The following is a 26008-nucleotide window of genomic DNA, read 5'->3' as shown; positions in this document are numbered from 1 at the left end:
AAGAACTGTGCGTGCGTTCGGTCCGTGGAGGTGTTCGCACTGCGCACATCGCCCGTGGTGCGGAAAAAATGTCGGCGCGCAGCGGTAAGTTTGGGGTCGATATGACTTCGCTCTTCTCCGAAACCAGCACCGACGAACTCCTCGACGGGCTCAATCCCCAGCAGCGCCAGGCGGTGCTGCACGAGGGCACCCCTCTGTTGATCGTCGCCGGTGCCGGCTCGGGCAAGACGGCGGTGCTGACCCGCCGCATCGCCTACCTGCTGGCCGCCCGCGAGGTCGGCGTCGGACAGATCCTGGCCATCACGTTCACCAACAAGGCCGCCGCGGAGATGCGTGAGCGCGTGGCCGCGCTGGTCGGGCCGCGTGCCCGCAACATGTGGGTGTCGACGTTTCACTCGACCTGCGTGCGGATCCTGCGTAACCAGGCCTCGCTACTGCCCGGCCTGAACTCCAACTTCTCCATCTACGACGCCGACGACTCCCGCCGCCTGCTGCTGATGATCGGCAAGGACATGGGGCTCGACACCAAGAAGTACTCGCCGCGGCTGCTCTCCAACAGCATCTCCAACCTCAAGAACGAGCTGATCGGACCCCAGCAGGCCGCCGCGGAGGCCTCCGAGGCCGCCGACGACCTCGCCCGGATCGTCGCCGACGTCTACGCCGAGTACCAGCGCAGGCTGCGCGCGGCCAACGCGCTGGACTTCGACGACCTGATCGGCGAGACGGTCGCCGTGCTGCAGGCGTTCCCGCAGATCGCGCAGTACTACCGGCGGCGGTTCCGGCACATCCTCGTCGACGAGTACCAGGACACCAACCACGCGCAGTACGTGCTGGTGCGTGAGCTGGTCGGAACGGCCGCCTCGGACGACGATGCTGCCGGGGTACCGCCCGCGGAGCTGTGCGTCGTGGGTGACGCCGACCAGTCCATCTACGCGTTCCGCGGCGCCACCATCCGCAACATCGAGGACTTCGAGCGGGACTACCCGAACGCCACCACGATCCTGCTGGAACAGAACTACCGCTCCACCCAGACGATCCTGAACGCCGCGAACTCGGTGATCTCCCGCAATGTCGGCAGGCGGGAGAAGCGGCTGTGGACCGACGCCGGCGAGGGTGAGCTGATCGTCGGTTACGTCGCCGACAACGAGCACGACGAGGCCCGCTTCGTCGCCCAGGAGATCGACGCGCTGGCCGACTCCGTGCCCGGGTTCTCCTACAACGACGTCGCGGTGTTCTACCGCACCAACAACTCCTCCCGCGCCATCGAAGAGGTCTTCATCCGGGCAGGCATCCCGTACAAGGTCGTCGGCGGCGTGCGGTTCTACGAGCGCCGCGAGATCCGCGACATCGTCGCCTACCTGCGGGTGCTCGACAACCCCGGCGACGCGGTGAGCATGCGGCGCATCCTCAACACCCCGCGCCGCGGCATCGGCGACCGGGCCGAGGCCTGTGTGGCGGTGTACGCCGAGACCACCGGCGCCAACTTCAACGACGCGCTCGCCGCCGCCGCCGAGGGCAAGGTGCCGATGCTCAACAGCCGGTCGGAAAAGGCGATCAAGGGGTTCGTCGACCTGCTCGACGACCTGCGCGGCGGACTCGACGGCGAACTCGGCGATCTGGTCGAGACCGTGCTGGACCGCACCGGTTACCGCGCCGAGCTGGAGGCCTCCACCGATCCGCAGGACCTGGCCCGGCTGGACAACCTCAACGAGCTGGTCAGCGTCGCCCACGAGTTCAGCATCGACCTGGCCAACGCCAGGGCACTCGCCGACGAGGACGGGGCCGAAGCACCCGACGAGGACGTGCCCGACACCGGCGTGCTGGCCGCGTTCCTGGAGCGGGTATCGCTGGTCGCCGACGCCGACGACATCCCCGAACACGGCTCCGGCGTCGTCACGATGATGACGCTGCACACCGCCAAGGGCCTCGAGTTCCCGGTCGTCTTCGTCACCGGCTGGGAAGACGGCATGTTCCCGCACATGCGCGCGCTCGGTGACCCCGGAGAACTCTCCGAGGAACGCAGGCTGGCCTACGTCGGTATCACCCGGGCCCGGCAGCGGCTGTATCTGAGCCGGGCCAAGGTGCGGTCGTCGTGGGGTCAGCCGATGCTGAACCCGGAGTCCCGGTTCCTGCGGGAGATCCCGCAGGAGCTGATCGACTGGCGCCGCACCGAGCAGCCGTCGTCGCTGTCGGCGCCGGTCGGCAACGCCGGGCGGTACGGCGCCCCGCGCCCGTCGCCCACCCGGTCCGGCGCGGGCAAGCGCCCGCTGGTGGTCCTGGAGCCCGGCGACCGCGTCACCCACGACAAGTACGGGCTGGGCCGGGTGGAAGAGGTGTCCGGGGTCGGCGAGTCGGCGATGTCGCTGATCGACTTCGGCAGTGCCGGGCGCGTGAAGCTGATGCACAACCACGCGCCGATCAGCAAGCTCTAGCCGGGCCTGCTCCACCGCGCGGTGGCAGGCAGCGCCGCCAGCACGATCGACGCCAGCGGCAGCAGCGGCATCGCGTAGACCAGCGCGGGCAGCTTCGCCCCGGCGACGAACAGGCTGGCGAAGATCAGGATCGCGATCACCGCCCCGACCACGATCAACAGGCGCGCGTTGGGGCGCCGCAGCAGCAGCGCGATCACCCCGCTGATGGACCCGGCGGCCGACACGGCCGCGAGGAAACCGATCGCCACACAGAACAGCGGGTCCGTGGCCCACCAGCCGGCGATCAGGTCGGTGGCGATGACGCCGGAGGCCCAGCCGGACACGATCGCGGCCACCGCGGTGGCCTGCGCGGCGCGGGAATCCGCACGGGGTACGCGGGGCGTGCCGACGGCGACGGGTTTGGCGCGCGGGACGTACTGGGTAACCGGGGCGGAGACGGACGCGACAGGGAGCTCTCCGGTGGGATGACGGCGGAGAAGGCCTGTGGGCGGCTCAGAGGACGTCTCAGGGCCGGACAGGACGGGCTGGGAGCCGGTGCTCAGCGGCGCGCGCCGCAGGATCCGGGTCTCTTCGGTGGAATCAGAGGACTCGTCGGCCACTCAGCCAACGTAGCCGCCGGGGCTGAGCCCCCGCTTGGCCAACCATCCGACGGGGTCGACGCGGGTGCCGCCGATGTGCACCTCGAAGTGGCAGTGCGGCCCCGTGGAGTTTCCGGTGTTGCCCATCTTGGCGATCTGGTCGCCGGCCATCACGCGCTCGCCGACGTTGACCATGATCGAGCTGTTGTGGCCGTACAGCGTCACGGTGCCGTCGGCGTGGCGAATCTTGACCACATTGCCGTAGCCGCCCTCGGACCCCGCCGCGACGACCAGGCCGTCGGCCGCCGCCAGGATCGGGGTGCCGATCGCGTTGGCGATGTCGATGCCGGCGTGCAGCACGCCCCAGCGATAGCCGAAGCCCGAGGTCCAGACGCCGGTAGTGGGCATCACGAACTGAGGCTTGGTGAGCCTGGCCTCGCGCTCGGCGCGCTCCTGGGCGAAAGCCGCGGCCTTGGTGATCTCCTCGGCGTGCACCGCGGCGTTCGCGACCGGCGTGACCGTGACGATCTGCATGCCGTCCACCGAACCGGTGATCGCGCCGTCGCCGAGCACCGCCTGGTCGGCGGCGAGCACCGTCGCGGCCGGCGCCTTCGAGGTGTTGTTGGTCATCGTGTACGCGCCGGCGGCGGTCGCTCCGACCGCCATCGCCGCGACGACGAGCCTGCCCCTGACCGGCACTTCGGTCTTGCGGTGCAGGCCCTTGGTGCCGCGCATATCGATGATGTCGGTCTTTGCTGTGCCGTCGCTGACGTCGGTGTGGCTGTCGCGGTAGGCGTGGGCGGACGGTTGCCGGTCGGCGCGCGGTGCGGCGCGGAACTCGGTCGGCACGGCCAAGCTGAGCGGTGCCTCGTCGGCGGTGTCGTTGAGGTCGTCGAGCTCGGGAGCGTGGATCACCTGAGTGTCGCGGTCAAATGCCGCGTGGGACAAGAACTCTAGATCGTCAAGATCGCCGAGCTGGCCGAATTCGTTGAACGGGATGATGTCGGTGACTTCGGTCAGGCCAGGCGCCGCGGAGGCCTCGGAAGAGCGAGGCAGACGATGCTGAGGCAACCTGAATAATCCTTCGTCGTCGTAATCAGACCGTTATCTAGACCAGTGGACGTTAACCAAACTTGCATCGGAGTGGCAACCCGTCGCTCTATTCCACCGCGATTTGTGATTTGAATCACTCCGGGGGCACCGGTGAGATCGACCACATGAACGGTAGGCGGTGGCAATGGGCAGCACCCGGCTCGATACAGTTCGTCGGAGCCCGTCGGGCCGTAACTTTAGCCGCTCACAGACAGGGAATTTCCGGACTCCATGGACCTCTTCGAGTATCAGGCGAAAGAGCTGTTCGCCAAGCACAACGTTCCCACCACTCCCGGCCGGGTCACCGACACCGCCGAGGACGCCAAGGCCATCGCCGAGGAGATCGGCAAGCCGGTCATGGTGAAGGCGCAGGTCAAGGTCGGCGGCCGCGGCAAGGCCGGTGGCGTCAAGTACGCCGCGACCCCCGAGGACGCCTTCACCCACGCACAGAACATTCTCGGCCTGGACATCAAGGGCCACGTCGTCAAGAAGCTGCTGGTCGCCGAGGCGAGTGACATCGCCGAGGAGTACTACATCTCCTTCCTGCTCGACCGCGCCAACCGCACCTACCTGGCCATGTGCTCGGTCGAGGGCGGCATGGAGATCGAAGAGGTCGCCGCCACCAAGCCCGAGCGGCTGGCCAAGGTGCCCGTCGACGCGGTCAAGGGTGTGGACGAGGCCTTCGCCCGCGAGATCGCCGAGAAGGGCCACCTGCCCGCCGAGGTGCTCGACGCCGCCGCGGTCACCATCGCCAAGCTGTGGGAGGTCTTCGTCAAGGAGGACGCCACGCTGGTCGAGGTGAACCCGCTCGTCCGCACGCCCGACGATCAGATCCTGGCGCTGGACGGCAAGGTCACCCTCGACGCGAACGCCGACTTCCGTCAGCCCGGCCACGCCGAGTTCGAGGACAAGGACGCCACGGATCCGCTGGAGCTCAAGGCCAAGGAGAACGACCTCAACTACGTCAAGCTCGACGGTGCCGTCGGCATCATCGGCAACGGCGCCGGCCTGGTCATGTCGACGCTGGACGTCGTCGCGTACGCCGGTGAGAAGCACGGCGGCGTGAAGCCGGCCAACTTCCTCGACATCGGTGGCGGCGCCTCGGCCGAGGTGATGGCCGCCGGGCTGGACGTGATCCTGAACGACTCTCAGGTCAAGAGCGTGTTCGTCAACGTGTTCGGCGGCATCACCGCCTGCGACGCGGTGGCCAACGGCATCGTCTCGGCCCTGCAGATCCTCGGCGACGAGGCCAACAAGCCGCTCGTGGTCCGTCTCGACGGCAACAACGTCGAAGAGGGCCGCCGCATCCTCTCCGAGGCGAACCATCCGCTGGTCATCCAGGCCGACACCATGGACTCCGGCGCCGACAAGGCCGCCGAGCTGGCGAACAAGTAAGGGACACAAGAAATGTCTATTTTCCTTAACGCGGACAGCAAGGTCATCGTCCAGGGCATCACCGGCGGCGAGGGCACCAAGCACACCAAGCTGATGCTCAAGGCCGGCACCCAGGTCGTGGGCGGGGTGAACGCGCGCAAGGCCGGCACGACCGTAAAGCATCAGGACAAGGACGGCAACGACGTCGAGCTCCCGGTGTTCGCCTCGGTCGCCGAGGCGATGAAGGAGACCGGCGCCGACACCTCGATCGCGTTCGTGCCGCCGGCGTTCTCCAAGGACGCGATCATCGAGGCCATCGACGCCGAGATCCCGCTGCTGGTCGTCATCACCGAGGGAATCCCGGTGCAGGACACCGCCTATGCGTGGGCCTACAACGTCGAGAAGGGCCAGAAGACCCGCATCATCGGCCCCAACTGCCCGGGCGTCATCACCCCCGGTGAGTCGCTGGTCGGCATCACGCCGAACAACATCACCGGCAAGGGTCCGATCGGCCTGGTGTCGAAGTCCGGCACGCTGACCTACCAGATGATGTACGAGCTGCGCGATCTCGGCTTCTCCACCGCCATCGGCATCGGCGGCGACCCGGTCATCGGCACCACCCACATCGACGCCATCGAGGCGTTCGAGAAGGACCCGGAGACCAAGATCATCGTGATGATCGGCGAGATCGGCGGCGACGCCGAGGAGCGGGCCGCCGACTACATCAAGGCCAACGTCTCCAAGCCGGTCGTCGGCTACGTCGCGGGCTTCACCGCTCCGGAGGGCAAGACCATGGGCCACGCCGGCGCCATCGTGTCGGGCTCCTCGGGCACCGCCGCCGCCAAGAAGGAGGCGCTGGAAGCTGCAGGCGTGAAGGTCGGCAAGACGCCGTCGGAGACGGCGGCGCTGGCCCGGGAGATCCTCGAAAACCTCTGAGTCACCACGCGACTGCGGTCAGCGCGCGAACCCTTCGGGGTCCGTGAGCTGGCCGCAGTTTCGTTTGGTCAGCCGGTGCGGTACTGCAGATAGCTGCGCAGCAGCGGTTCGGTCAGGTCATACCAGGATGTGCGCCGGTCGTCGGCGGCCTTCGACGAGGTCACCCAGTGGTCGGTGGCCAGGCGGCCCAGCGCGGCCGAGGCGGACTGATTCGAAACACCCACGGCGCGAGCCAGATCCGACACCGTCCGGGGACCGGTACTGCGGGCCAGCTCCACGACCAGGCGCTGCTCTCCGGCGGGCAGTAACCACAACCGCTGCTGGAAGTACGGCGCGAGCCGGTCCAGCAGCGCATCGACCGCGGGGGTGAGTGCGTCGAGGCTGCGGGCGTCGACGCACTCGGACAACAGATGCCACGACCGTGGTGCGCCGCCGACGATCCGGTGGATCGAGGCGACCCGGTCCCGCCCCGTCGGGGTGTCCAGGAACGCGACCAGCTCGGTGTCGCCGCGTCGCTGCGCTGCCCGCCGCAGCAGGGTCGAGGTGTCCTCGACTCCGAGATCCGGCAGCCTCTCCACCATGAAGGACCCGTACCAGGGATACTCCCGCGACGAGACGCCGGGGAACAGCGCCGGAGTGGTCGCGACGATCAGCACCGCGGTCGAGGTCTCCACCCACGCGCGCAGGCTGCCCTGCCCGGCGGTGCCGAGCGCGTCGAAGACCCGGTCGAGGTTCTCGATCGCCAGCAGGATCGTGCGGCCCGCGGCCGCGTCGATCAGGGCGGCCTCGATACCGACCGGGTCCCGGGCCAGCCGCAGCGTCCTGGCCTCGTCCTCCACGGCTGGGTCGACCGCGCGGGCCATTTCCACGAGCAGGTCGGTGTAGGAGCCGATCGCCAGCGAGTCCTCGGCGACGACGACGGGCAGCACCCGTGTCGCGGTCGCCGCATCGGACAGTGCCCGCGCGAGTGCGACCTGCAGGGTGTGCGTCTTGCCGGAGCCGCGCGGGCCGACCAGCAGAGTGTGGGGGCGGGATCCGTCGCGGGCGGCCGACGCGATGCGCGCGGTCAGCGTCGCCAGCAGATCGCTACGCCCCACCGTCAGCGCGTCCAGCTCGGCTGCGGACACCGCCGACGGGGTGAACAGTGCCGGGATACTCACCGGCGCATCGCTTTCCACGCACGCAGCACCAGGGGAGAGGAGAACCGGTCGGTGATCGGGTCACTTCCTGCGCGCGTCAGATAGTGGTCGAGCGTGAGCCGTTCGACGAACGACACCAGCTGCGCGCGATCGGTGATCGGGCTGCCCTCGCTGCGCAACCGCATCAGCACGGTGTCGACGTCCAGGGGTCGGTTGGCGTGCGCATAGACGTCGAGCACCCCGGCGATCGCCGGGGCGTCCGCGCCGTAGTAGTGCGGGAGACGGTCCCGGTAGTGCCGCAGATCCCAAGGGTCGTAGGGGTTCTCGATCGCATCCAGCACCAGCAGCTCGATCAGCTCGGGGTACACCGGCATCTGGGTGTCGTAGGACGACTTGCGGGCCGCCGCCACCAGATGCTGGATGTAATAGGGCACGTTCTCGGCGGCGGCCGCGATGGCCGCCCCGACGTCGTGCTGGTCGGTGGTGGGGGTGGCGGTGCCCATCAGCAGGCATTCGGCCAGGTAGGTGGCGTGATCGGAACGGATGGGGCCGACGGCGATCTTCGGGATGTCGTTGACGGTGCTGGGCGCGTCGGAGGACACGTGGTGGAATCCGATCGACCCCGACAGCACCGTCGCAACCTGGCCGGGATTCTCCTGGCGGACGCGGCGCAGCAGGTGCAGGAAGGTGTCCCCGGCGCCGGGCTGGGCCCGCTCGAGGTTGCGCGCCAGCACGCTGACCTCGTCGATGAACAGCGCCAGGATGCGGCCGCCGGTGCGCCGGATCGCCCGGTGCAGCAGGTCGTCCAGCGTCGCGGCGGCGCGGCTGTCGCGTTCGAGGCGCACGGGTCCGGCGGTGAGGGTCAGCCGGATCTTGGCCAGTTCGGTGGCCCAGGCGGGGTCCAGGCGGGCCAGCTCGGAGATCAGCGCAGACACGAACTCGGCGTAGGTCTCCCGCTCGGCGCTGACCGACACCACCACCGCGCCCTGGTCGGCTGCCAGCCGCTGCACGAGGCGCGACAGCGAGGTCTTGCCGTGCCGTCGGTCGCCGACCAGCACCACGCCCGAATGCGGCAGCGACGCGAGGACCTCGGTGGATTCCCGGACACGGCCGACGACGTCCTCGGTGGGCACGACGCCGCCGACGACCAGCGACATCGGGCGGGGCTGCCAGTTCATCAGGCAAGTCTACGTCAGGCCAGATGTACATCAATGTAGATGTACGTCTGTTGCGTTGTACGTCATGGGCGTTGCCAAGCTCACAGCACGCTCGATTAGCCTCGCAAAGTAACTGAGAGGACGGCACATGGCAGTTGATCCACGGACCCCGGTCATCGTCGGGGTCGGGCAGTTCACCGAGCGGATCGATGATCCCGGATACCGCGGGATGTCGGCGGTCGACCTCGCCACCGCCGCGGCGCGGGCCGCGCTGAGTGACACCGGCGCCGACGCGGCCGCCGTCGCCGAGGCCGTCGACACGGTCTTCGGGCTCCGCCAGTTCGAGATCTCCGGGCCGATGCCCGCCGTGCTCGGCAAGTCGAACAACTATCCGCGGTCGGTGATGAACCGGCTCGGCGGCGACCCCGCCCGCGTGGTTCTCGAACCCGTGGGCGGTCAGAGCCCGCAGAAGCTGGTCACCGAGGCCGGGAACGCGATCGTCGCCGGGAACGCCGACGTCGTCATGATCATGGGCTCCGAGGCCGGCTCGACCCTCAAGTACTTCGCCGGCCGCGACGACAAGCCCGATTTCACCGAGCACGTCGAGGGCCAGCTCGAGGACCGCGGCCACCAGATCCACAACTACATCGACGAATACACCGTCACGCACGGGCTGACCGGTGCGCCGGTGCAGTACGGCCTGCTCGACAACGCGCGCCGCGCCCGGTTGGGCCTCGGTGTCGCCGAGTACCGCCACCAGATGGCCGAGCTGTTCGCGCCGCTGTCGGAAGTGGCTGCCCACAACCCGCTGTCGTCGTCCCCGGTGCAGCGCTCGGTGGCCGAGATCGAGACCGTCACCGACGAGAACCGGATGATCTGTGATCCCTACCCACGGTTGCTCGTCGCCCGCGACACCGTCAACCAGGGCGCGGCGGCGGTCGTCATGTCCGTCGAGGCCGCCCGCAGGCTCGGGGTACCTGCGGAGAAATGGGTGTACCTGCACGGCCACTCCGACCTGATCGAGCAGGCGCTGCTGGACCGCGCGGACCTCGGTGCGTCGCCGGCGTCTGTGCTGGCCGCCCAGGAAGCCTTGCGAGTCGCCGGAATCGGCGTCGACGACGTCGCGACCTTCGATCTGTACAGCTGCTTCCCGTTCCCGGTGTTCGTGATCTGCGAGGCGCTCGGGCTGGCCGCCGACGACCCGCGCGGGCTCACCCTGACCGGCGGCCTGCCGTACTTCGGCGGGCCCGGCAACAGCTACTCCCTGCACGCCATCGCCGAGACTGCCGCCCGGATGCGCGACACCCCAGGGCAATTCGGCTTCGTCGGGGCCAACGGCGGCATCATGAGCAAGTACTCGGTGGGCATCTACTCCGCCGAACCCGCACCGTGGAGCACCGCGCGCAGCGCGGAGCTGACCGCGCAGATCGCGGAGCTGCCGAAGGTCCCGGTCACCAAGGAGCCCGACGGGACCGGCACCGTCGAGACCTACTCGGTGCGCTACGACTGGCCGGTGCGCACCGGCATCATCGTCGGGCGGCTGGACGCCGACGGCAGCCGGTTCATGGCGACCACCGAGGATGCCGAACTCGTCGCGCTGATGTCCGACGAGGATCCGCTGGGCGTCGGCATCACCGTCACGCCGACCGGGAACGGCAACCGCGCGAAACTGCGCTGACTAGAACAGCTGAGTGGACGTCGGGGTCAGCACGAAGCCGTGGTTCCCGACGCGGCAGGCGGTGACCCCGGTGTCGTCGACCCCGCACTCGATGCTGCCGCCGGTGATCTTGTGCATCGCGGGCAGCGGCCTCGGGATCGTCGCCGGGTCCGTCGGGATCGTCGGGTCCGGTTGCGGGTAGAGCGGTTCGGCGGACGCGGCCGCATCGGTGGCCACCAGCACCTGCCAGATCCCCGGCCCCAGGTCGGGGCGCGGCCCGTCGCACGACAACGTCTGCCGCGACGGGTCGCCCCGGGAATTCATCGTGTTGTGGATGCACTGCTGGCCGTCGGGGGTCGTGAAGCCGAAGCCGCCGACGTACGGAGAGTCCTGCGCGTAGGCCTCGGTGTCGACGGCGGGGTAGTCGGACAGGTCGGGAAACCCGGGCGGCTCGGCCGACGCCTGCGGCATCGCCATCACCAGCACAGGGGCCGACGCGATGAGTGTCAGGCGGCGGAACCGGTCGCGGACCATCGGGTGCTCCCAAGCCTCAGCGGGCGTGCCTCACCAGCCTAGCCAGCCCGGAGGCTGCATCCGGCGGGGTCAGCCGAGCCCGTCGAGCTTGCCGGCCAGCCGTTCCACGTAGGCCGCGACCTCGGAGTCGGACTTGTCGGGCAGGCCGAACAGGACTTCGGTGACGCCCAGGTCCTTCCAGCGGGCCAGCTTGTCCGGATCCGGCTTGAAGTCCAGCGCGACGATCTGCGGCGCACCGTCCCGGTCCGCCGCGGCCCAGGTGTCCTGGAGCAGCTTCACCGGCGCGTCGATGTCGAAGTCGCGCGGGGTGGTGATCCAGCCGTCGGCCGACCGGGCGATCCACTTGAAGTTCTTCTCGGTGCCCGCGGCGCCGACCAGCACCGGGATGTGGGCCTGCACGGGCTTCGGCCAGGCCCAGGACGGCCCGAACTTCACGAACTCGCCGTCGTACTCGGCTTCCTCCTGCGTCCACAGCGCGCGCATGGCCTCCAGGTACTCGCGTAGCATCGTGCGGCGCCGCCCCGGCGGGACGTTGTGGTCGGCCAGTTCGTCGGTGTTCCAGCCGAATCCGACGCCGAGGGACACCCGGCCCCCGGAGAGGTGGTCGAGCGTGGCGATGGACTTCGCCAGCGTGATGCAGTCGTGTTCGACCGGCAGTGCGACCGCGGTGGACAACCGGACCCGGGAGGTGACCGCGGCGGCGGTGCCCAGCGACACCCACGGATCCAGCGTGCGCATGTAGCGGTCGTCGGGCAGCGTCTCGTCGCCCGTGGTGGGGTGGGCGGCCTGGCGCTTGATCGGGATGTGGGTGTGCTCGGGCACGTAGAACGTGGTGAAGCCGTGGTCGTCGGCCAGTTTCGCGGCTGCCGCCGGCGTGATGCCGCGGTCGGAGGTGAACAGCACCAACCCAAAGTCCATACCCCGAATTAGAACGTGTTCCAATCCGCGCACGCAAGGGGGGTACCTGTTCGGCGGCAACGGGCCGTCCGCACCGAACACGGGTAGCCGGCTACTCGCGACACCGGGTTCCCGAGACGGAACAGTGCGATTCATGGGGGACTGCACCGCGCCCAAGGCGAAGCTCAAGGAATGGACGTGGCGCTACCTGCCGTGCGAATTGGCGGGAACGGCAGGGGAGTTCGGGGCGGCAGCGGCCGCCTACGCCACCACGGGGTCGATGGCGCTGGCCGCGGTGGCGGCCACGGTGGGTGCGTCCGTCGGGTACTACGCGGTGGCGTTCGCCGCGGCGCTGCGCGGCGGTTACCGCGACCTGGCGCACCGTCGCCGAGTGCCGCGGGCGGTGCTGGCGAACCTGCTGGCGCTACGCAGCGTCATGGTCGAGTTCGGCCCCGCCGAACTGGTCGACAGCATCGTGGTGCGCCCGCTGGCCTTCTATCTCGGGCCGGCCCTGCTCGGAAATGTGGCGGCCGGCTGGATCTTCGGCAAGGTCGTCTCCGACGTGGCCTTCTACGCCTGCGCGATCTTCAGCTACGAGCGCTTCAGCGCACTACTCGTGCGGCACCGGCCGGAACAGGGGAAGGAGACCGCACGTGAATCCGCTGCGACGGTCCCAGCTGTGTGACGAACTGCGCGACCGCGGCCGGTGTTGGTCCGACCTGGCCCAGACCCACGGCACCCCGGTGCTGATCCTCGAACCGCACCTGGTGGCACGCCGCTTCGCCGAACTGCGCGCCGCGCTGCCGGGATTCGGCCTGCACTACGCCGTCAAGGCGCTGCCGCACCCGATCGTGTTGTCCACCATCGCGATCTGCGGAGGTGGGTTCGACGTGGCCACCCGCGGGGAGATCGAACTCCTGAGCAGCTCGGCCTGCCGGTGCACCGCTGCATCCACACCAACCCGATCAAGAAACCGGCTGACATCGACCACGCCTACGCCACGGGCGTGCGGACATTCGTCGTCGAGAATCCCTGCGAGGCGGAGAAATTCACCGACCGGCCGGCCGACGTGGAACTCCTGGTGCGGCTGGCGTTCCGCAACCCGGGCGCGAAGTCGGATCTGTCGACCAAGTTCGGGGTCGAACCCGCCGACGCCGAGCTGATGGTCAAACACGTGCTCGCCACCGGGGTGCGGTTCGCAGGCTTCAGCTTTCACGTCGGCAGCCAGGGAGACTCGGCGCAACCGTACCGGCACGCGCTGCGGCAGACGCTGGAGCTCGTCACCCACCTGCAACACAGCCTCGGCGTGCACACCCGGGTGATCGACATCGGCGGCGGGTTCCCGGTCAGCTACCGCGACACCGCGCCGGCGGTCGGTGAGATCGGCGCGGTCGTCGACGACGTGCTCGGCGACCGCCGCGGACAGTTCGAGTTGCTGGCCGAACCGGGACGCTTCCTGGCCGCCGACTGCATGACATTGCTGACCAGCGTGGTCGGGTCCGCGGTCCGCGACGGACAGCTGTGGCACTACCTCGACGACGGGCTCTACGGCAGCTACTCGAACGTGATGACCGAAGACGTGCACCCGCCGGTCCTCGCGGTCGGCGAGCTCACCGGCGCGGACCCGGTCCTCGAACCCGTGACGCTGGCCGGGCCGACCTGCGACAGCGCCGACGTGATCGCGCGCGGGTACCCGATGCCCGCACTCGGGGTCGGCGACCTGCTGATCAGCCCGATGATGGGCGCCTACACCAGCGTCACCGCGTCCCGCTTCAACGGGATCGGCCCGACCCCGGTGGTGATGGCCTGAGCGCCGCCGCCGGACCCTTTTCATCACCGCGATCCATACCGATGACCACGGGGCGGCCGACGGCTTCATCATCGCCAGGGACACCGAGAAAGAAGCCAAAGAGGTGCTGCGCGAGATCATCGCGAAGGCGAACACGCCTGCGGTGGAAGGCTTCCGCAACGCGGTGCAGCAGGCGGGCAACTCCACCGCCGACGAGCGCGGCATGTGGGCGGACTCCACGTTCGAGGATCTGGTGCAGTACAACGACGGATTTCGCACCCAGCTGATCGGCACACCCGAGCAGATCGCCGAACGCATTGCGGCCTACCGCAAACGCGGAGTCGACCTGATCCTGGGCGGCTTCCTGCACTTCCAGGAGGAGATCGAGTACTTCGGGGAGCGGGTGCTCCCGCTGGTCCGCGAGATCGAGGATTCGGAGCGGGAATCGGCGGACGCGCCCGTGCTCACGGCGGTGTAGCGGTGCGCGGTACGGCGCTCGGGTGCCCCCGATGAGGTGACAGGCCCACCCAGGGGTGCGCTAGCGTGGTTTATCGAATCGCTCAGGCGGATTGATCGACGTCGACTGTCGTCCTGGATGGCGGCACCGTCGGTTCCGATGCCCGCACAGCACAGGAGAGGTCATGTCGTACCCACAAGGCGCGCCCGGAGGTCCTGGATACCCGGGCCAGCAGCCGACCACCCAGTTCACCGCACCGACCCAGCAGTTCAGCAGGATCGCCGACGCCGACCCGGCGACCGAAGGCCCGAGCCGGCTGCCCGCCTACCTCAGTGCCACCGTCGCGACCCTCGGCCTGCTCGTGTACCTGTCGAGCTTCGGTCCGCAGTTCAGCGTCGCGTCGTCGAGCTTCCCCGGTCTGGGTGAGTTGACCGGAAGTTCGCTGGGCATCGTCTTCGCGGTCATCGCCGCGATCGTGGCGGGGCTGCTGGCCGGGGTGGGGCTGCTGCCGCGGCAGCGCAACTTCACCGCGGTGGCCGCGGTCGCCGCGGTCCTGGGTTTCCTGCTGGTGATGGCCGAGGTCGTCAACAAGCCTGCCGAGGCGTCCATCGACTGGGGTCTGTACCTCGTGATCGCGTTCACGCTGCTGCAGGCCGCCGTCGCCGTCGTGGTCCTGCTGTTCGACTCCGGTGTCATCACGGCGCCGGTGCCGCGGCCCAAGTACGAGCAGCCGCAGTCCTACGGCCAGTACCCCGGTTATTACGGCCAGCAGCAGCCCGGTGGCCCCGGCCAGCATCAGCAGGGCCCGCAGCAGCAGCGCCCCGGATACCCGACGCAGTACACCGGCGGCGGCTACCCCGGCAGCGGGCAGAACACCGGTGGTTTCCAGGCCGCGGCCCCGTCGGGACCGTCGGGCCCGCCCACCCCGCCCACCGGTTTCCCCACCTACGGTCAACCGCCGGCGAGCAACACGCCGACCACCCAGACACCGACGCCACCCCAGTCGCCGTCTTCCTCGCAGTCGGGTCAGTCCTCGTCGTAGTCTGAGCCGCGCGTGCGCGACCGTCGCGCGCCCGAGCGTCTGCGAGGAGCGGCCCAACCCGTGAGCACCCGGCCAGTCGGCACACGACAGGCACGTGACCTGCTGCGGGTCGCGTTCGGACCGTCGCTCGTCGCGTTGCTGATCATCGCTGCGGTAGTCCTGCTGCAGCTGGTGATCGCCAACAGCGACATGACAGGCGCTCTCGGCGCCATCGCCAGCATGTGGCTGGGTGTACACGTGGTGCCGGTGTCCATCGGCGGCAGCGCCCTCGGGGTGATGCCGCTGTTGCCGGTCCTGCTGATGATCTACGGCACCGCGCGCACCACCGCGGCGGCGACCGCGTCGTCGACGTCGTGGTTCGTCACCCGCTGGGTGGTGGGCTCGGCGCTGGGCGGGCCGATACTGATCGCCGCGATCTGCCTGGCGGTCATCCACGACGCCGCCTCGGTGCTGACCGAACTGCAGACCCCCGACGCGCTGCACGCGTTCGGCTCCGTGCTGGCCGTCCACGCGATCGGCGCGGTGCTCGGCGTCGGGCCCCGGGTGGGTGGACCGCTACTGGCCTCCTCGCCTCTGCCGAGGTGGCTGCCCGAGGCGTTCCGGGCCGCCGCCGCCGGTGTGCTCACGCTGATGGGGCTGTCCGGCGCGATCGTCGCCGGGTCGCTGGTCGTGCACTGGTCGACGATGCACGACCTGTTCTCCATCACCGACTCGATGTTCGGTCAGTTCAGCCTGATGGTGCTCTCGGTGCTCTACCTGCCCAACGTGATGGTCGGCGCCGCCGCGGTCGCGGTGGGGTCGAGTGCGCACATCGGTCTTGCGACGTTCAGCCCGTTCACCGTGTTCGGCGGGGACATACCGGCGTTGCCGGTGCTGGCCGCGGTGCCGACCCCGCCACTCGGGCCGGTGTGGGTGGCTCTGATGATCGCCGCGGCCGTCTCGGCGGTCGCGCTGGGCCAGCAGTGCGCGCGCCGGCCCCTCCCGATGGGGGCCGCGCTGGCCAAGCTGTCCGCCGCCGCGGTCGCCGCGGCCGCGATCATGGCGCTGCTCGGATATGCCGGGGGGGACCGCTGGGCAATTTCGGCGACGTCGGCGTCGACCAGGCCACCTTCGCGCCCGCCGTGTTCCTGTGGATGTGGGGGATCGGTGCGCTGACCGTGGTGATGTCCGGCGGCATCACCCCCCGCGTCCGCAAACCCAAGCCCAAGCCGGTGCCCGCGCCGGCGGCTGGCGACCCGGACGACGACCTCGACGGCGAGGAGTCGGCAGGCGAGGACCCGGACCCCGAGACCGTCGAGATCGTGCCCGGCGCGCCCGCGCCCGGCCTCGAACGCGACCCCGAACCCGAGCCGCAGGCCGACCCCGAACCCGGTCCCGAGCCCGGTCCCGAAACCGTGGACGGCCCCCCGCCGGCCTCCGCCGCACCCATGCCCGCGGCGGACTTCGACCCCGAGGACCACTTCGTGGTCGACGAGGAAACGCGCAGCGTGGTGGACGACGACAGCGGCGGCGAGCGCGAACGCGGGGCCCACTAGGCTTTCAGCGTGCAATCCCTGGCCCGCGGACACGAGGAGCAATATGGCATCCGCGTGCCACCGAGCGCGCCGGCCAGGGTGGTCGTGCTGGCCTCGGGCGGCGGCTCGCTGCTCGCCTCGCTCCTGCGGTCGGCCGTCGGCGAGTACCCGGCCCGGGTGGTCGCGGTGGGTACCGACCGGGTGTGCCCGGCGCTGGAGGTCGCGGACCGATACTCGGTACCGACCTTCACCGTGCCGCCCGCCGAGTTTGCCGACCGCGCCGCGTGGGACGCGGCGCTGACCGCGGCGACCGTAGCTCACCAACCGGACCTCGTGGTGTCGGCCGGGTTCATGAGAATTCTTGGACCGGCGTTCCTTTCGGCGTTCCCCGGTCGTGTGCTCAACACCCACCCGGCGCTGCTGCCTGCGTTCCCCGGCCCGCACGCGGTGCGCGACGCGCTGGCCTACGGGGTGCGGGTGAGCGGTTGCACCGTCCACCTCGTGGACGAGGGAACCGACACCGGCCCGATCCTCGCCCAGGAGGCGGTTTCGGTGCGCGACGACGACGACGAGGCGAGCCTGCACGAACGGATCAAGGTGAGCGAACGACAACTGCTGGTTGATGTGGTGGCGGCGGTGGCCACCCGCGGCGTGAGATGGACAGGACGAAAGGCGACCCTAGGATGAGCGACAACGACGAGGTGTTCCGGCGGCCGATCCGCCGGGCGCTGATCAGCGTGTACGACAAGACCGGACTCGTTGCGCTCGCGCAGGGGTTGCATGCTTCCGGCGTGGACATCGTGTCCACCGGATCGACCGCGAAAACCATTGCGGGGGCCGGTGTTCCGGTCACCCCGGTCGAGGACGTCACCGGCTTCCCGGAGGTGCTCGACGGGCGGGTCAAGACCTTGCACCCGCACGTGCACGCCGGTCTGCTCGCCGATCAGCGCAGGCCCGAACACGTGGCGGCGCTCGAGGAGCTCGGTGTCGCAGCTTTCGAGCTCGTGGTGGTGAACCTGTACCCGTTCACCGAGACCGTCGACTCCGGGGCAGGCGTCGACGAGTGCGTGGAGCAGATCGACATCGGCGGGCCGTCGATGGTGCGCGCGGCCGCCAAGAACCATCCGAGCGTGGCCGTGGTCGTCGACCCGCTCGGGTATGACGGTGTGCTGGCCGCGGTGCGTGCCGGTGGCTTCACCTATGCGGAGCGGAAGAAGCTGGCGGCGTTGGCTTTCCGTCACACCGCCGAGTACGACGTCGCGGTGGCGTCCTGGATGGATTCGGTGCTGGCCCCCGACGACACCGCAGGGGACGTGTCGGCGGTGCTGCCGCGCTGGCTGGGTGCGACGTTCCGGCGGTCGGCGGTGTTGCGCTACGGCGAGAACCCGCATCAGCAGGCCGCGCTGTACGGCGACGTGGGTGGCTGGCCGGGTCTGGCCCAGGCCGAGCAGTTGCACGGCAAGGAGATGTCCTACAACAACTACACCGACGCCGACGCGGCGTGGCGGGCGGCGTTCGACCACGAGGACACGTGCGTGGCGATCATCAAGCACGCCAACCCCTGTGGCATCGCGGTGTCCTCGGTATCGGTGGCCGATGCGCACCGCAAGGCCCACGAATGCGACCCGCTGTCGGCGTTCGGCGGCGTGATCGCGACCAACACCGAGGTGACGGTCGAGATGGCCGAGACCGTCGCCGGGATCTTCACCGAGGTGATCGTCGCGCCGGCCTACGAACCGGGCGCCGTCGAGGTGCTGTCGGGCAAGAAGAACATCCGCGTGCTGGTGGCGTCGCAGCCGCAGCAGGGCGGCACCGAGTTCCGTCAGGTCAGCGGTGGACTGCTGGTGCAGCAGCGCGACGCGCTCGACGCCGCCGGCGACGACCCCGCCAACTGGCGGCTGGCCACCGGTTCTCCTGCGGACCCGGCCATGCTCGCCGATCTGGTGTTCGCCTGGCGCACCTGCCGCGCGGTCAAGTCGAACGCGATCGTGCTGGCCAAGGACGGGGCGACGGTCGGTGTGGGCATGGGACAGGTCAACCGGGTCGACGCGGCCCGGCTGGCCGTCGAGCGCGCCGGTGAGCGCGCGCGCGGCGCGGTCGGCGCCTCGGACGCGTTCTTCCCGTTCCCGGACGGTCTCGAGACCCTGATCAGGGCCGGCGTCACCGCGGTCGTGCATCCCGGCGGTTCGGTCCGGGACGACGAGGTGACCGCGGCCGCCGAGGCTGCCGGGGTCACGCTGTACCTCACCGGGGCACGGCATTTCGCGCACTAGGGGTGACGGGTTGATGTTCTCGAGCAGAACGCGGCGCCGGGCGGTCGCGGCTGCGGTGGTGCTCGCCGCGACCCTGGTGCCGTCGTGCACCAGGGTGGTCGACGACGCGCGGGCGGTGGCCGTCGAGCCCGGCACGCCGTTCGGCTCGTACGCGTCGGCTGATGCCTGCACGTCGGTGAACGGCAAGCTCGCCGACATCGCGCCGCCGCGTGGGTCCGCGGCCGACACCGAACCGGTGCTGCGCATCCCGCAGCCCGACGGCTGGAAGCGGATCACCGCGCTCGACTCGCCGATGATCCGGTTCGTGATGCGCAACGACGGGCTGGCCAAGGGCGGGATCGCGCCGACGGCGGTGGTGACGCTGGAGTCCCACCGCGGCGAGATCGCCGCGAAGAAGTTCTTCGCCGACCAGCAGCGGCAGGTGAAGCAGCTCGGGGTGACCGACCTGACGCTGACCGACACCACGGTGTGCGGACTCCCCGCGGTGCGCGGGCACTATCTGTCGTCACTGCTGCCCGGCCTCAAGCCGCGCCGCGCCGATCTGCTCAGCGCCGTGATGTTCAGCGAGGGCCGGACCTACGGGGTGGCGGTCACCGTGCAGAGCGCCGACGAGCAGGATCCGGAGTACCGCCGCGACGTCGACCAGATCCTGGGCGGCTTCCAGATGCTGCCGCCCGGTAGCCGCTGATCAGACGGTCAGGGTAGACCGGAGAGCAGCTGTCCGCGCACCGTCTGCAGATGGCGCCGCATGGCCTCCCGGCTGCGGACAGCGTCGCGGTCGAAGATCGCCTCGGCGATCTCGCGGTGCTGCCCCTGGCACACGGCGTAGTTGTCGGCGCTGTAGGGACGGGCGTCGAGCGCGCTGCCTGCGAGCCGACGCCGGCCCGACTCGACCATGTCGTGCAGTGCCGCCACCACTGAATTGTGGGTGGCGGACGCCAGCGCCCGGTGAAAGGCCATGTCGCACTCCACGAATTCCTCCGGGGTGCGTGCGGCGTCGCCCTGCTCCAGGCATCGTCGGATCTCGGCGAAGTCCTCGGCGGTGGCGGCCACGGCCACCAGTGTCATGAGGTTGGGTTCCCATGCCGCGCGGGCGCCGATGAGGTCAAGCGGGCTGATCTCGACGGGCTCCGCGATGGCGGCGGGGGAGGCCCCGTCTTGGGTCAGAAACGTGCCGCGGCCCACCTCTCGGGTGATCCGCCCCTGGTTCTCCAGCACGTCGAGTTGTCTACGGACGTCGTGGCGGCTGCAGCCGAGGAGTTCGGCGAGCGCGCGCTCGGTGGGCACCCGGCTGCCGGGCCGGAGTGCGCCGGCCAGTATCTGGTCGTCGAGATACCGGGCGACCGTGGCGTCCTCGTCCTCGTTCACTGTCCGAACACCACAGACTGCACGAACCGCAGGTGCTCGGTCATCGCCGCGCCCGCGCGGCGCCGGTCACGCTGCATGAGCGCCTCGACGATCTCCTCGTGTTCGTGCTCGATGGTGGCCCGGTTCTCGGGGGTGTAGCCGTCGCGTTTGAGCCGGCCCCACACCGGGTTGTTCCTCGTCGAGTTCAGCACGTCCACCATCGCGACGATCTGCGGGTTGTGTGTGGCCACCGCGAACGCGTGATGCAACGTGACGTCCCACTGCTCGAACGTCTCGTAGTCGGTGGCCGCCGCGCCCCGGGCCAGGCAGCGACGCAGCTGGGCGAAGTCCTCCTCGGTGGCGGCGAGAGCGGCCAGCGAGACGACCTCGGGCTCGAAGATCAGCGACGCAGTCATGATCGCTGCGGGTGCGAACGCACCACCGGCGACCGACGGGGGAGTGTCGCCGTCCGGGACCAGGAAGGTTCCCCGCCCCACCTCGCGGACCACCCGTCCCTCGCGTTCGAGCTCCGACATCACGCGGCGCACCTGGGCGCGGGAACAGCCGAGCAGTCCGGCGAGGTGACGCTCGGCCGGCAGCCGGCCGTCCGGTGGAAGGTCCGCAGCCCCGACCCACTCGTCGATCAGCCGACGGACGTCGCGGTCGGCGTCCGGCCCCGCTGCTTCCCTCATCGTCTCCCCCTCCGAGCGCACGACCTCCACTGTAACCAATACGCCCAAATTGGGCGCGTTTAGTGGTCAGAGCGACATAAGTCGACCAATATGGCCGGATTGGTTCAAGTAACGCATGCGTAAACTCTGAGCTGTCCGGGCTCATAAGCAATTGACTTAAGGCGGCGCGATGATCGGCACTTCAGAACGCCTGGCGCTGTCGGCATTGGTGAGCGCGATCCCGGTCGACATGGTCGAAACGGCGTCAGTGTCCGCAGGCATCGCCGCCGAACGGGTGCGCAGCCTGCCGCCGTGGGTGACGACCTACCACCTGTTGGCGTCGGCGATGTGCCCGCTCGCCGGCTACGACGCCATCACGGATCTGTTGTGGACAACGCTGCCCGCCGCCACCGGACGCGGACTGTCCGGCGACCGTCCGACCAGAAGCGCGATCACCAGGGCCCGCTCCCGGCTCGGCACGCTGCCGCTGGCCCTGTTGCTGCACGAGACCGTGCGCACGGTACCGGCAGTCGGCGACGAAAGCGTGTTTCAACTGCATCGATACCAGGTGACCGATATGCCCGGCCTGTGGTGGATGACCGAGGCGGGCACCGGCGGCCTGCGCGCCTGTGACGTGCGCGGAGCGGATCTCGACACCGCGGTGGCACTGCTGGACAGTGTCTCCGGGTCACAGGTGAGTGTGGACCTGCCCGCGTCGGCGGCCGCGGTCCTGCAGGAGCGCACGACGGCCGGGATCCTGGTCGTGGCGGCTGCGCAATCGGCGGAGCCCGAGAATCCGTTCCGCGGCTTGCGTGCCCGCACCGCGGATGCGTGGCGCCAGGATGCGTTGGCTCGGGCGTGCGTCACCGTGGCGCTGGAGAAGTCTCTGGCGGCGGCGCGGGCACGCCGCTGACGGCGCCTTAAGTCAACAGTGATCTTGGGTGGCGGCCCGGTAATTTGCGTGATTGTGTTCCCACGCACACCCCGACTCTTCTAGCCTGATTGGGCGATGAATGGTTGAGGATTGGTTGCCGACTCAGTGGGAGTGACATGAAGAAATCGACGAAGGTCTGGTCCAGCGCCGCGGCCGCGGCCGCTTTGCTCGCGGTGCCCGCATGCTCGGGCGGCAGCGGCGGCGACGCCGGTGGTTCCGGTGATCCCCTGGTGGTGGGCATGCTGATGGCGTTCAGCGGCCCCACTGCGGTGGAAGGCGCCGAAGTGGTCAACGGGTGCCTGCCCGCTGCCGCGGAGATCAACGAGGCCGGCGGTGTGCTGGGACGCGACATCGAGTGCGAGGCGTTCGACACCAAGGGCACCGCCAGTGACTCGGTGCCCGCCGCACGTCAGATGCTCAGCACCACCGGCAATCTGTTCACCGTGCTCGGCCCGAGCACCGCCGAGGCCGCCGCCGCCGCGCCGGTCCTGGAAGAAGCCACCCAGGTGATGTTCTCCCCGGCCGGCGACGGTCGCTTCGACCGGACCGAACTCGACTACTACTACCGCCTGATCACCTCGGACACCGTCGGCGCACAGGCGATGGCGCTGCACTCTCAGCAGCAGGGCTTCGACAAGGTGGCCCTGGTCTTCGTCGGCGGCGCGTCCGCGCAGGCGAACATCCCACCGCTGGAGGAGGCACTGGGCGGCCTGGGTGTCGACGTCACCGAAGCCATGACCATCCAGCCCGAGCAGCCGTCCTACCGCACCGAGGTCGCCCGGATCCTGCAGAACCGGCCTGCCGCCATCGTCTTCGAGGCCGACGCGGTCACCGCGGGCACCTTCCTGACCGAACTCAACCAGGCCGGCGGCGCAGACATCCCGATCGTCACCAACACCCTTGCCACCACCGGTGATTGGCAGAAGGTGGCGGTGAACGCCTACGGCGGTGACGAGGCCCTGGCCAAGTCGCTGCAGGTCGTCGTCCGGTACGCCCAGGAAGGCGGAGCCGGCACCGAGACCTACGTCGAGACCCTGCAGTCACTGGAGGGTCAGGACGGGATCGACGTGCCGTCCTTCAAGGACAGCGCGTACTCCCGCGCCGCCTACGACGGTGTGATCCTGTCGGGTCTGGCCGCCACCAAGACCGATTCGGTGGAACCCGAGGACTACAACTCGGTGATCCCGGAGCTCCTGGCCGCCGGCGACGCCAAGACCGTGGTCACCAACTACTCCGAAGGAGTCGAGGCGCTCGGCAAGGGCGAGGACATCCAGTACGTCGGCGCCAACGGCGAGTACCGGCTGAACGAATTCCACAACGTGATCGGCGCTTTCGCGTTCTACGACTGGGATCCGGCAGCCAAGCAGCTGCGGCTGGTGAACCAGCTGCCCGCCGACGAGCTCGAAGCACTCGCGAGCGGACAGCGCTGATCTCGTGAATCTCCTTGTCTCTGCGACGGTGTTCGGGGTGGTGATCGCCGCGGTGCTCGCCCTGGCCGCGGTCGGTTTCACCCTGCAGTACAGCGTCTCCAACGTCTTCAACCTTGCGTTCAGCGAGACGATGGTGATCTCCGGGTTCGCGGCCCTCGGGGCCGCGAACGCCGGGCTGCCGATGGCGGGCGCGGCGCTGGTCGGGGTCGCAGCGGGCGTCGTCGTGTCGCTGCTGCTCAATCACTTCGTCTACCAACCGTTTGCGCGGCGCGGAGTGTCGGTGTTCCAGATGCTGGTGATCAGCCTGGCGGTCAGCCTGGTCCTGGCCAACACGCTGCTGGCGCTGGTCGGCCCACTGTCGTTCCGGTACGACGTCACGCCGACGGTGGTGTTCACCATCGCCAGCGCGGCGGTCACCGATCTGCAGTTGGTCGTGATCGGGCTCGCGGTGGCCGCCATGGCCGGAATGCACTTGCTGCTCAAGCGTTCCCGGCTGGGGCTGGCCATGCGCGCAGCCTCGGTGGACGGCGGCCTGGCACAGTCGTGCGGTATCGCCACCCAGCGCGTGGTGGCCACGGCGTGGGCCATCTCCGGAGGATTGTGCGGGCTGGCCGGCGTCGCCCTGTTCATCATCAGCTCGTCGTTCTCGGCGACCTCGGGCCGCACGTTCATCGTGCTGGTGATCGCCGCCGCGGTGCTCGGCGGAATCGGTGACGCCTACGGCGCGATGCTCGGTGCACTGGTGCTGGGGCTGGCGACCGAGGTGACCGCGGTGTGGCTGGACCCCAGCTTCAAGATCGCGATCGCGCTGCTGGTGCTGATCGGCGTGCTGATGGCGCGGCCGCAGGGCATCCGTGCGGAGTTCTCGTCAGGAAGGGCACTACAGGTATGACGACCCAGCGAGGAGTGGACGTGCGAGGCACGAGCGCGGGAACGGATCGCGCATGAATGCGGATCTTTCCTTCTACATCGTCACGCTCGTGGTCTACGCCGCCGTGGCCGTCATCGGCTGCTGGGGGCTGGAGCTTCAGTACTCGGACACGGGTCTGCTCAACCTGAGCTACATCGTGTCGGTGGCAGTGGGCGGCTATACCGTGGCGCTGCTGTCGCTGGGACCACCGGAAGCCGAGGGCGGCACCGTCGTCCAGGAGTACTTCTGGGGGGCGTCGCTGCCGTTCCCGTTGCCGTTCGTCGGCGCGGTGCTGGCCGGCATGCTGGTCTCGTTGCCGATCGGTCTGGTCGCGCTGCGGCGCCTGCGCTCCGACTACCAGGCGGTGGCGATGCTGTCGGTGGCGCTGATCGCGGCGGCGCTCGTGGTCGCGATGCCCGGGCTGCTCGGCGGCGGGCACGGGTTGTACCTGATCCCGGCTCCGCTCAAGGAGGAGCTGGGCCTGCGATCCGACGAATACTCCTGGCTCTACGCAGGATTCGCGGTGCTGCTCACGATGCTGGCCGCCTGGGTGGTGCTGCGGATCTCCCGGACCCCGCTGTGGCGGGTGCTGCGGGCGGTGCGGGAGAACCCGGAGGCCGCCGACGCCCTCGGCGTCAACGTCACCCCGGTGCGGTTGTCGGCCTTCGCGGTCGGCAACGGCCTCGGTGCGCTCAGCGGCGCCGTTCTGGCCTCGTTCATCGGCACCTACGCACCGGCGGACTGGTCCTACCAGGAGACGCTGATCCTGATGGGCGCCGTGATCGTCGGCGGCGCAGGCAACCGGTTCGGTGTGCTGCTCGGTGCCATGGTGCTCCCGGTGGGCCTGACCGAGGCCACGCGCTACCTGCCGCAGTTCGGTGCCCCGGGCACCGTCGACGCCCTGCAGTTCGTGGTTGTCGGCCTGGTCATCCTCGCGTTCCTGTGGTGGCGCCCGCAAGGCGTCTTCCCCGAGCGCAAGCGCACCTTCGGCCTCGACGGGACGCCGGTGCCGTTCTGGGACACGTTGCGTCCGGGATCGACCGGCGAGGTCCGGACCAAGCAGGGAGTCGCATGATGGCCGACGAGAACATCCTGACCATCGAAGGTCTGACGGTCGCCTACGGCAAGAACCGGGTGCTGCAGGATGTGTCACTGCACGTGCCCAGCGCCAAGATCACCGCGGTGGTCGGGCCCAACGGGGCCGGGAAGTCCACGCTGTTGCACGCACTGGCCGGCACCGCGCCGGTGGAGGCGGGCAGGGTACTGCATCGCGGCCAGGACATCGCAAAACTGCCGCCCTACAAGCGTTCCCGTCGCGGCATCATGCGGACCTTCCAGATGCCCGCCGACTTCGGGCGCCTGACGGTGCTGGAGAACCTGCTGATCGCGGACCGCTCGGTGGGCGGCACCGGGTTCCTGCAGGTGTTCACCCGGCCCAGGCGCAGCTGGCTGCCCGCTCAGCGCGACGCGGTCGTCAAGGCCCGGGCGCTGCTGGCCGAGTTCGGGCTCGAAGCCAAGGAGAACGACTACATGGGCGACCTCTCCGGAGGTCAGCGGCGAATTCTGGAGCTGCTCAGGGCGGTCACCACCGAGCCCGAGATGTTGCTGCTCGACGAACCTTTCGCCGGGGTGCACGCGAGCATCATCGAGCGCATCTCCGACTTCCTGGTCGAGTTGCGGGACCGGGGCATCAGCATCCTGATGGTCGCTCACGAACTCGACGCGGTGGAACGCCTGACCGACGCCGTCGTGGTGATGGCCCGCGGACAGGTGTTGTTCGAAGGATCCATGGCGGCAGCCCGCCGAGAAAAGGAAGTGGTGGATGCTTATGTCGCCGGATGACAC

23 protein-coding genes and 3 pseudogenes are annotated in these 26008 nt (G+C 69.4%); 18 read left to right on the top strand and 8 right to left on the bottom strand.

Going from position 1 to position 26008, the window contains the following annotated elements:
• Window positions 1-101: 101 nt before the first annotated feature.
• Complete coding sequence (gene pcrA / locus C6A87_RS22620; RefSeq protein ID WP_311114295.1) at window positions 102-2432, top strand: DNA helicase PcrA; 2331 nt, start codon at window positions 102-104, stop codon at window positions 2430-2432.
• Here pcrA and C6A87_RS22615 read toward each other — a convergent pair.
• Window positions 2429-3031, bottom strand: a complete 603-nt coding sequence (locus C6A87_RS22615; RefSeq protein ID WP_311114294.1) for a hypothetical protein — start codon at window positions 3029-3031, stop codon at window positions 2429-2431. The genes pcrA and C6A87_RS22615 overlap by 4 nt on opposite strands.
• A complete protein-coding gene (locus tag C6A87_RS22610) occupies window positions 3032-4081 on the bottom strand; it encodes a M23 family metallopeptidase (RefSeq protein ID WP_311114293.1) in 1050 nt (349 codons plus the stop codon).
• Between the two features lie 252 nt (window positions 4082-4333).
• Here C6A87_RS22610 and sucC point away from each other — a divergent pair, with 252 nt between their 5' ends.
• Window positions 4334-5497 (top strand): ADP-forming succinate--CoA ligase subunit beta, encoded by a 1164-nt coding sequence (gene sucC, locus C6A87_RS22605; RefSeq protein WP_311114292.1) that lies wholly within the window; start codon window positions 4334-4336, stop codon window positions 5495-5497.
• A gap of 12 nt (window positions 5498-5509) precedes the next feature.
• Complete coding sequence (sucD, locus tag C6A87_RS22600) at window positions 5510-6412, top strand: succinate--CoA ligase subunit alpha (protein ID WP_311114291.1); 903 nt, start codon at window positions 5510-5512, stop codon at window positions 6410-6412.
• Window positions 6413-6480: 68 nt separating this feature from the next.
• Here sucD and C6A87_RS22595 read toward each other — a convergent pair whose 3' ends face one another.
• Window positions 6481-7572 (bottom strand): MarR family transcriptional regulator, encoded by a 1092-nt coding sequence (locus tag C6A87_RS22595; RefSeq protein WP_311114290.1) that lies wholly within the window; start codon window positions 7570-7572, stop codon window positions 6481-6483.
• Window positions 7569-8708 (bottom strand): ATP-binding protein, encoded by a 1140-nt coding sequence (locus tag C6A87_RS22590; RefSeq protein ID WP_311118045.1) that lies wholly within the window; start codon window positions 8706-8708, stop codon window positions 7569-7571. Before C6A87_RS22590 ends, C6A87_RS22595 begins: the two co-directional genes overlap by 4 nt.
• Before the next feature lie 148 nt (window positions 8709-8856).
• On the opposite strand from C6A87_RS22590, the gene C6A87_RS22585 reads away from it, so the two are divergent.
• Complete coding sequence (locus C6A87_RS22585; RefSeq protein ID WP_311114289.1) at window positions 8857-10386, top strand: acetyl-CoA acetyltransferase; 1530 nt, start codon at window positions 8857-8859, stop codon at window positions 10384-10386.
• On the opposite strand, the gene C6A87_RS22580 is transcribed toward C6A87_RS22585, so the two are convergent.
• On the bottom strand, window positions 10387-10899 hold the full coding sequence (locus C6A87_RS22580) for a hypothetical protein (RefSeq protein WP_311114288.1): 513 nt from the start codon (window positions 10897-10899) through the stop codon (window positions 10387-10389). It lies immediately after the preceding gene.
• Window positions 10900-10968: 69 nt separating this feature from the next.
• Window positions 10969-11817: an LLM class F420-dependent oxidoreductase gene (locus C6A87_RS22575; protein ID WP_311114287.1), complete on the bottom strand. Its 849-nt coding sequence runs from the start codon at window positions 11815-11817 to the stop codon at window positions 10969-10971.
• 133 nt (window positions 11818-11950) lie between these two features.
• Here C6A87_RS22575 and C6A87_RS22570 point away from each other — a divergent pair, with 133 nt between their 5' ends.
• From C6A87_RS22570 to C6A87_RS22530, 9 genes and pseudogenes are all read left to right on the top strand, one after another.
• Window positions 11951-12481 carry a hypothetical protein gene (locus C6A87_RS22570; protein WP_311114286.1) on the top strand — a complete coding sequence of 177 codons (531 nt, stop codon included), beginning with the start codon at window positions 11951-11953 and terminating at the stop codon, window positions 12479-12481.
• A pseudogene (locus tag C6A87_RS22565) lies at window positions 12450-13201 on the top strand (type III PLP-dependent enzyme); the annotation flags it as partial. The gene C6A87_RS22570 and the pseudogene C6A87_RS22565, both read left to right, overlap by 32 nt.
• On the top strand, window positions 13199-13606 hold the full coding sequence (locus C6A87_RS22560) for a hypothetical protein (protein ID WP_311118044.1): 408 nt from the start codon (window positions 13199-13201) through the stop codon (window positions 13604-13606). The pseudogene C6A87_RS22565 and the gene C6A87_RS22560, both read left to right, overlap by 3 nt.
• Window positions 13607-13664: 58 nt before the next feature.
• Window positions 13665-14063: pseudogene (locus tag C6A87_RS22555) on the top strand (LLM class flavin-dependent oxidoreductase); the annotation flags it as partial.
• A gap of 163 nt (window positions 14064-14226) precedes the next feature.
• Window positions 14227-15084, top strand: a complete 858-nt coding sequence (locus tag C6A87_RS22550; protein WP_311114285.1) for a DUF5336 domain-containing protein — start codon at window positions 14227-14229, stop codon at window positions 15082-15084.
• Between the two features lie 60 nt (window positions 15085-15144).
• A pseudogene (locus C6A87_RS22545) lies at window positions 15145-16619 on the top strand (DUF6350 family protein).
• 9 nt (window positions 16620-16628) lie between these two features.
• Window positions 16629-17285 carry a phosphoribosylglycinamide formyltransferase gene (gene purN, locus C6A87_RS22540; protein WP_311114284.1) on the top strand — a complete coding sequence of 219 codons (657 nt, stop codon included), beginning with the start codon at window positions 16629-16631 and terminating at the stop codon, window positions 17283-17285.
• Window positions 17282-18871, top strand: coding sequence for a bifunctional phosphoribosylaminoimidazolecarboxamide formyltransferase/IMP cyclohydrolase (purH, locus tag C6A87_RS22535; RefSeq protein WP_311114283.1), 1590 nt, complete (start codon window positions 17282-17284; stop codon window positions 18869-18871). Before purN ends, purH begins: the two co-directional genes overlap by 4 nt.
• 13 nt (window positions 18872-18884) lie before the next feature.
• Complete coding sequence (locus tag C6A87_RS22530; protein ID WP_311114282.1) at window positions 18885-19559, top strand: hypothetical protein; 675 nt, start codon at window positions 18885-18887, stop codon at window positions 19557-19559.
• 8 nt (window positions 19560-19567) lie between these two features.
• On the opposite strand, the gene C6A87_RS22525 is transcribed toward C6A87_RS22530, so the two are convergent.
• Both C6A87_RS22525 and C6A87_RS22520 read right to left on the bottom strand, forming a co-directional pair.
• Window positions 19568-20239 (bottom strand): FCD domain-containing protein, encoded by a 672-nt coding sequence (locus C6A87_RS22525; RefSeq protein ID WP_311114281.1) that lies wholly within the window; start codon window positions 20237-20239, stop codon window positions 19568-19570.
• Window positions 20236-20910 (bottom strand): FCD domain-containing protein, encoded by a 675-nt coding sequence (locus C6A87_RS22520; protein ID WP_311114280.1) that lies wholly within the window; start codon window positions 20908-20910, stop codon window positions 20236-20238. Before C6A87_RS22520 ends, C6A87_RS22525 begins: the two co-directional genes overlap by 4 nt.
• A gap of 169 nt (window positions 20911-21079) precedes the next feature.
• On the opposite strand from C6A87_RS22520, the gene C6A87_RS22515 reads away from it, so the two are divergent.
• The 5 genes from C6A87_RS22515 (at window position 21080) to C6A87_RS22495 (ending at window position 26005) form a co-directional block, all read left to right on the top strand.
• Window positions 21080-21802 carry a transposase domain-containing protein gene (locus C6A87_RS22515; protein WP_311114279.1) on the top strand — a complete coding sequence of 241 codons (723 nt, stop codon included), beginning with the start codon at window positions 21080-21082 and terminating at the stop codon, window positions 21800-21802.
• Between the two features lie 137 nt (window positions 21803-21939).
• Complete coding sequence (locus tag C6A87_RS22510; protein WP_311114278.1) at window positions 21940-23253, top strand: ABC transporter substrate-binding protein; 1314 nt, start codon at window positions 21940-21942, stop codon at window positions 23251-23253.
• A 4-nt stretch (window positions 23254-23257) separates the two neighbouring features.
• Window positions 23258-24145, top strand: a complete 888-nt coding sequence (locus C6A87_RS22505) for a branched-chain amino acid ABC transporter permease (protein WP_311114277.1) — start codon at window positions 23258-23260, stop codon at window positions 24143-24145.
• A gap of 52 nt (window positions 24146-24197) precedes the next feature.
• The gene (locus C6A87_RS22500; RefSeq protein WP_311114276.1) at window positions 24198-25238 is read left to right on the top strand and encodes a branched-chain amino acid ABC transporter permease; all 1041 of its coding nucleotides are present in this window, start codon (window positions 24198-24200) and stop codon (window positions 25236-25238) included.
• Window positions 25235-26005: an ATP-binding cassette domain-containing protein gene (locus C6A87_RS22495; RefSeq protein ID WP_311114275.1), complete on the top strand. Its 771-nt coding sequence runs from the start codon at window positions 25235-25237 to the stop codon at window positions 26003-26005. The genes C6A87_RS22500 and C6A87_RS22495 overlap by 4 nt, the downstream gene beginning before the upstream one ends.
• The last annotated feature ends 3 nt before the right edge of the window (window positions 26006-26008 follow it).

The organism is Mycobacterium sp. ITM-2016-00317 (assembly GCF_002968295.1).
GTDB lineage: Bacteria > Actinomycetota > Actinomycetes > Mycobacteriales > Mycobacteriaceae > Mycobacterium.
This window is presented reverse-complemented; position numbering and strand designations above follow the sequence as displayed.